We start from the raw sequence: 5,073 nt of genomic DNA, 5'->3' as shown, positions 1-5,073 counted from the left end.
GCTGGTGGCAGCCCACATCGAGGGGTACTACCGCGAGGCCGGCGTCTAGGTTATCCGGACAACGGCTCCGCGCCCCTGGCGCTCACCGCAGGCGGCTAACCGTGGGCGGCGGAGCGGGGCGCCTTGGCCGGGCCGCTGCTGGCCCGGATCTCCAGGCGCGGCTGGTAGCGGCTGCCCGGTGCGTCGTTCTCTTCCTTGCGGATCAGCGCACGCAGCTGGTGCCATGCCTGCTGGCCGAGCTCGGTGATGGGCACGGCGGCGGTGGTGAGCGTTGGCGTGGTGTAGCGGGCAAACGGGATGTCGTCGAAGCCCGTGACGGAGATGTCGCCGGGAACATCCAACCCGCGCTCGTGGAGCCCGCTCATCAGGCCCATGGCCACGAGGTCGTTGAACGCAAGAATGCCGGTGGCGCCGCTGTCCAGTACGGCATCCACGGCTTCATGCCCGGTGTCGAAGTCCGAGCCGCCCTCGAGCATCAGGACCTCCACCTGCGGGTTGGCTGCCTTGAAGGCTTCCAGGCCCTCGAGCCGGAGCCCGTTGGAGGCGCTGCGGGGCGGGCCGGCCAGGAACGCCAGGCGGGTGTGGCCCAGTTCCACGAGGTGCCCTGCGAGGTCCTGCACTCCCTGCCCGTAATCCACCACCAGGCTGGGGACGTCCGCAGCTGTTGTGGTCCGGTTGATCAGCACCAGAGGGTGCAGCGACGGGACTATTTCCTCGAGTTCGGCATCGCTCATGCGCGGGGCGCACAGAACCAGGCCGTCGCACCTTCGGCGGGCCTCACCCGCAAGGATGGCTTCCTCACTGGACACCTCGAAGGAATCGGCGATCAGCACACGGTAGCCGTCCTGGGCCGCCGCCCGGCTCAGTCCGCGGAGGATGGCCTGGAAGGTGGGGTTGGCCAGGTCCGGGACAACAATGCCGATGGTGTCCGTTTTTCCCAGCGCGAGGCTGCGGCCTACCGGGTTGGGCTGGTATTTGAGTTCGGCCGCCGCCGCCCTGACGCGCGAGGCAATCTCCGGATCCACGGTGAAGTTGCCGTTCATCACACGGGAAACGGTGGCGTGCGAAACGCCGGCCTTCACCGCGACTTCCGCGATGCCAATCCTGCCGGTTGCCGATCTCCTGACCATGGCCTGCCTTTCGTAGGTCCCCCGGGCCATTCTGCCGCCAGGGGGCTGGCGATGTTCACAGCAGAAGGCGGTGTCGTGGGAAAAGCATATAACGCCGCGGGAAAGCGATTTCTACCGACGGTCCCTGAGATCGGCGCGTTCTTGCAGACAGAACCCAGAAAACGCTTACTCGCACAGAGGACAAGGGTTGACGGGACTGCGGTGGTCTTGGTACAAATCATGTAACGAACCGAGAAAACGCTTTCTCGCGTGAGTTCCGGAAACTGATCCTGCGCACCACCTCCAACGGCCACCACGCGGCCGGGTTTTGAGCTTTCGAAAGGGACCCCTCATGGTCAACACAGCCGAATCGAGTTCTGCTACCGCTGCCGGCACGTCCAGCCTGCTGCAGCCGGGCGCACGAACCAAAGCACGCATCGCCCTCATCGGCACCGGCGGACGCTCCGAGATGTACATCCGTGCCATCTTCGGAAAGCACTCGGACAGCGCGGAACTGGTCGCCTTCTCAGACGTCAACCCCGGCCGTGTGGAGTTCTACCAGAAGCTCATCCAGGAACTCGGTGCGCAGGGCCCGGTCGCCTCCTTTGACCCCGCAGACCTGACCGCGTTCATCCAGGCCAACAACATCGACCGCGTCGTGGTAACCACCCCTGACTACACCCACGCCGACTACATCGTCGAGGCACTGGAAGCGGGCGCCGACGTCGTCGTCGAAAAGCCGCTGACCATCGATGCCGAGGGCTGCCGCCGCATCACTAAAGCCGTGGAGGAGACGGGCCGCAACGTGGTGGTCACCTTCAACTACCGGTATTCGCCGCGGAACAGCGCGCTGAAGGAAATCATCCAGAGCGGCGTGATCGGCAAGGTCACCTCCATCGATTTCAGCTGGGTCCTGGACACTGTCCACGGCGCCGACTACTTCCGCCGCTGGCACCGCGAAAAGAAGAACTCCGGCGGCCTGCTGATCCACAAGGCATCCCACCACTTCGACCTCGTCAACTGGTGGATCAACGACGTCCCGGAGCGTGTGTTTGCCTCCGGTGGGCTCAAGTTCTACGGCGACAAGAACGCCGCCGAACGCGGACTGGGCCCGCGTCCCGAGCGTGGAACGCCCGACGCCGGCACCCCGGCCGCCGCCGAAAAGGACCCCTTCACGCTGGACCTCCGCGAGGACGAGCGGCTCAAGGCGCTCTTCCTCGACAACGAACACTACGACGGCTACCGCCGCGACCAGGACGTCTTCACCGGCGGCATCACCATCGAGGACAACCTGGCACTCGTGGTGGAGTACCAGGGCGGACCGCGCCTGAGCTACTCCCTGAACGCCCACAGCCCGTGGGAGGGCTACCGGGTGGCCGTCAACGGTACCGAAGGCCGTGCTGAACTCGAAGTGGTGGAGCGCGCCTCCGTCCTGAACAGCACGGACAAAAAGACCGTCGTTGACCCGAGTGCCACCCCCATCGAGGAAGAGGACGCCGTCCGCCGCAACGGCGAACGCCTGGTGGTCCAGCGCCACTGGGAAGCAGCTTACGAGGTGCCCATCGTCAACGGCGAGGGCGGCCACGGCGGCGGCGACGAACTCCTCCTCTCGGACCTCTTCAACGGCCCGGGCGAGGACCCGCTGGGCCGCCCGTCCGGTTACCTCGACGGCCTGCGCTCAGTCTCGGTCGGCATCGCCGGCAACCGTTCGCTGGAGTCATCCCTCCCCGTCCGCATCGAAGACCTGGACCTCGGCGCCGACCTTCGCCGTGGCGCCTGAGTCCGTCCCGGACAGTCCAAGGACCTCAGACCTGAAGGAAACACTATGAGTAGGATTTTTGTCACCGGCGGCTCCGGCCGGCTGGGACGCAGCGTTGTGGCGGGCCTCGCCGAAGCGGGCCACGACGTCATCTCGGTGGACCGTGACGCGCTTGCCGCGGACCTGTTGCCGGCCGGCGTCGTGCAGGAAACCGGGGACCTGCTGGCCCCGGGCGAGGCTTTGCGCCTCCTGAAGGAAACCGCGCCCGACGCCGTCATCCACCTCGCCGCGATCGCCGTCCCGTTCAGTGCACCGGAAGACGTCATTTTCGCCACGAACACCCGCCTCGCGTACGCAGTGATCAGCGCGGCCACGGAATTGGGCATCGGCAGGATCATCACGGCGAGCAGTCCCACGGTGCTTGGCTACGGTTCACCGGCGGGCTGGCTGCCGGACAGCTTCCCGCTGGACGAGCGCACCACACCCAAACCGTGGAACGCCTACGCGCTGTCCAAGCTGATCGCCGAGCAGACCGTGCAGATGTTCGCCGCGGCGCAGGGTTCGAAGATCCGGTACGCCGCCTTCCGGCCCTGCTATGTCATCTCACCCGAGGAATGGGAGGGTGCGCCCACGCAGCAGGGCCACACCCTGGCCGAGCGCCTGGCCGACCCCGCACTGTCCGCTCCCGCACTGTTCAACTACGTGGATGCCCGCGACGTCGCAGACTTCCTGGACGTGCTCCTGCAGAAGATGGACTCCATCCCCAACGGGGAAACCTTCTTCGTCGGGGCGGCAGACGCCCTGGCCACCGCACCGTTGGCGGAGCTGATGCCCCGCTTCCTGCCCGGAAGCGAAACCCTGGCCGCCGGCCTGACCGGCACCAGTCCAGCCTTCTCCATCGCCAAGGCCCGCACACTGCTGGGCTGGGAGCCCAAGCGCAGCTGGCGGACCGAACTGAAGACAACTACCCTCAACGACGAGCCGTCCGCCACCCTGGTCACAGCCGGTGCCGGATCCAAGGAGACATCATGAAATTCGACGGCGTACTGTTCTTCCCCGTCACCCCGTTCACGCCGGAAGGCGCCGTTGACGTGGAGCTCCTTAAAGAGCACATCGGTTCACGGCTCCCGTTCGGTCCCGGCGGCGTGTTTCCCGCCTGCGGCACCGGCGAATTCCACGCACTGAGCATCGATGAGGTGCGCACCGTGGTGACTGCCGCCGTCGAGGTCGTAGCCGGAAAGGTGCCCGTGGTCGCCGGAGCCGGCGGGCCGCTGGGCCACGCCATCGCGTGCGCCCGGATCGCCGAGGAAGCAGGCGCCGATGCCCTCCTGGTCCTGCCGCCGTACCTGGTCACCGGTCCCACCGACGGCCTGGTCGCGTACATCGAGGCTGTGGCCGACGCCAGCAGCCTGCCCGTCATCGTGTACCACCGCGGGAACGCCAAGTTCACCGCCGCGTCCATGGTCCGCCTCGCCGCCAACCCCAAGGTGATCGGCTTCAAGGACGGACTGGGCGATGTGGGCCTGGCCCAGGAAATCGTCTCCGCCGTCCGCGCCACCGGACGCGAGGACTTCGCGTTCTTCAACGGACTGCTGACCGCCGAGCTGACCCAGGGCGCCTACCGCGGACTGGGCATCCCGCTCTACTCGTCCGCCGCGTTCGCCATGGCTCCGGAGATCGCCAAGGCCTACTACGACGCCTACATTTCCGGTGACGAAGACCGCCGCAACGCCCTCCTCGAAGGGTTTTACGCTCCGCTGGTCCGCCTCCGCGACCAGACCCCCGGCTTCGGCGTCTCGCTGATCAAGGCCGGACTGCGCCTCGGCGGCCTGGCGGTCGGTTCGGTCCGTCCGCCGCTGGTGGACCCCACTGAGGAGCAGCTGGTCCAGCTGAAGTCCATCCTGGCCAAGGGCTACGAGCTGGCCGGCCGCTGATGAGCGCGCCCGCGCTCGATTCTGTCAGGACCGCACCGCTGATCACCGGCCTGACCACGCGGCTCCTGACCGTCCCGCTGCTGCGCAGCTGGGGAGTGGAGGCGCCGGAAAACCATGTGATCGTTACGGAGATCCAGACGGACGACGGCGGTGCGGGGCACGGTTTTTCGTGGACGCCCACCATCGGCCCGCAGGCCGTCCAGGCCCTCCTCGACCACGACATCGCACCCTTCATCACCGGGCTACCAGCCAACCCCGAGACGGTGTGGGA

4 protein-coding genes and 1 pseudogene are annotated in these 5,073 nt (G+C 66.9%); 4 read left to right on the top strand and 1 reads right to left on the bottom strand.

Annotation, left to right across the window (positions count from 1 at the left end; translation table 11 throughout):
* Positions 1–95: 95 nt before the first annotated feature.
* Positions 96–1,130 (bottom strand): LacI family DNA-binding transcriptional regulator, encoded by a 1,035-nt coding sequence (locus DBR22_RS20785; protein WP_108600553.1) that lies wholly within the window; start codon positions 1,128–1,130, stop codon positions 96–98.
* Positions 1,131–1,461: 331 nt separating this feature from the next.
* On the opposite strand from DBR22_RS20785, the gene DBR22_RS20780 reads away from it, so the two are divergent.
* The 4 genes and pseudogenes from DBR22_RS20780 to DBR22_RS20765 form a co-directional block, all read left to right on the top strand.
* Entirely contained in the window at positions 1,462–2,889 is a 1,428-nt protein-coding gene (locus tag DBR22_RS20780) for a Gfo/Idh/MocA family protein (protein ID WP_108600552.1), read from the top strand.
* A 45-nt stretch (positions 2,890–2,934) separates the two neighbouring features.
* Entirely contained in the window at positions 2,935–3,900 is a 966-nt protein-coding gene (locus DBR22_RS20775; protein WP_108600551.1) for an NAD-dependent epimerase/dehydratase family protein, read from the top strand.
* The gene (locus DBR22_RS20770) at positions 3,897–4,802 is read left to right on the top strand and encodes a 5-dehydro-4-deoxyglucarate dehydratase (RefSeq protein WP_108600550.1); all 906 of its coding nucleotides are present in this window, start codon (positions 3,897–3,899) and stop codon (positions 4,800–4,802) included. The genes DBR22_RS20775 and DBR22_RS20770 overlap by 4 nt, the downstream gene beginning before the upstream one ends.
* Positions 4,802–5,073: pseudogene (locus tag DBR22_RS20765) on the top strand (mandelate racemase/muconate lactonizing enzyme family protein); the annotation flags it as partial. The gene DBR22_RS20770 and the pseudogene DBR22_RS20765, both read left to right, overlap by 1 nt.

The sequence above is a fragment of the Arthrobacter sp. HMWF013 genome (assembly GCF_003061105.1).
Lineage (GTDB): Bacteria > Actinomycetota > Actinomycetes > Actinomycetales > Micrococcaceae > Arthrobacter.
This window is presented reverse-complemented; position numbering and strand designations above follow the sequence as displayed.

What these genes read in the sequence shown, in the direction of transcription:
- DBR22_RS20775 (WP_108600551.1), top strand. Translation starts at nt 2,935, where the DNA reads ATGAGTAGGATTTTTGTCACCGGCGGCTCCGGCCGGCTGGGACGCAGC.
- DBR22_RS20780 (WP_108600552.1), top strand. Translation starts at nt 1,462, where the DNA reads ATGGTCAACACAGCCGAATCGAGTTCTGCTACCGCTGCCGGCACGTCC.
- DBR22_RS20785 (WP_108600553.1), bottom strand. Translation starts at nt 1,130, where the DNA reads ATGGTCAGGAGATCGGCAACCGGCAGGATTGGCATCGCGGAAGTCGCG.
- DBR22_RS20770 (WP_108600550.1), top strand. Translation starts at nt 3,897, where the DNA reads ATGAAATTCGACGGCGTACTGTTCTTCCCCGTCACCCCGTTCACGCCG.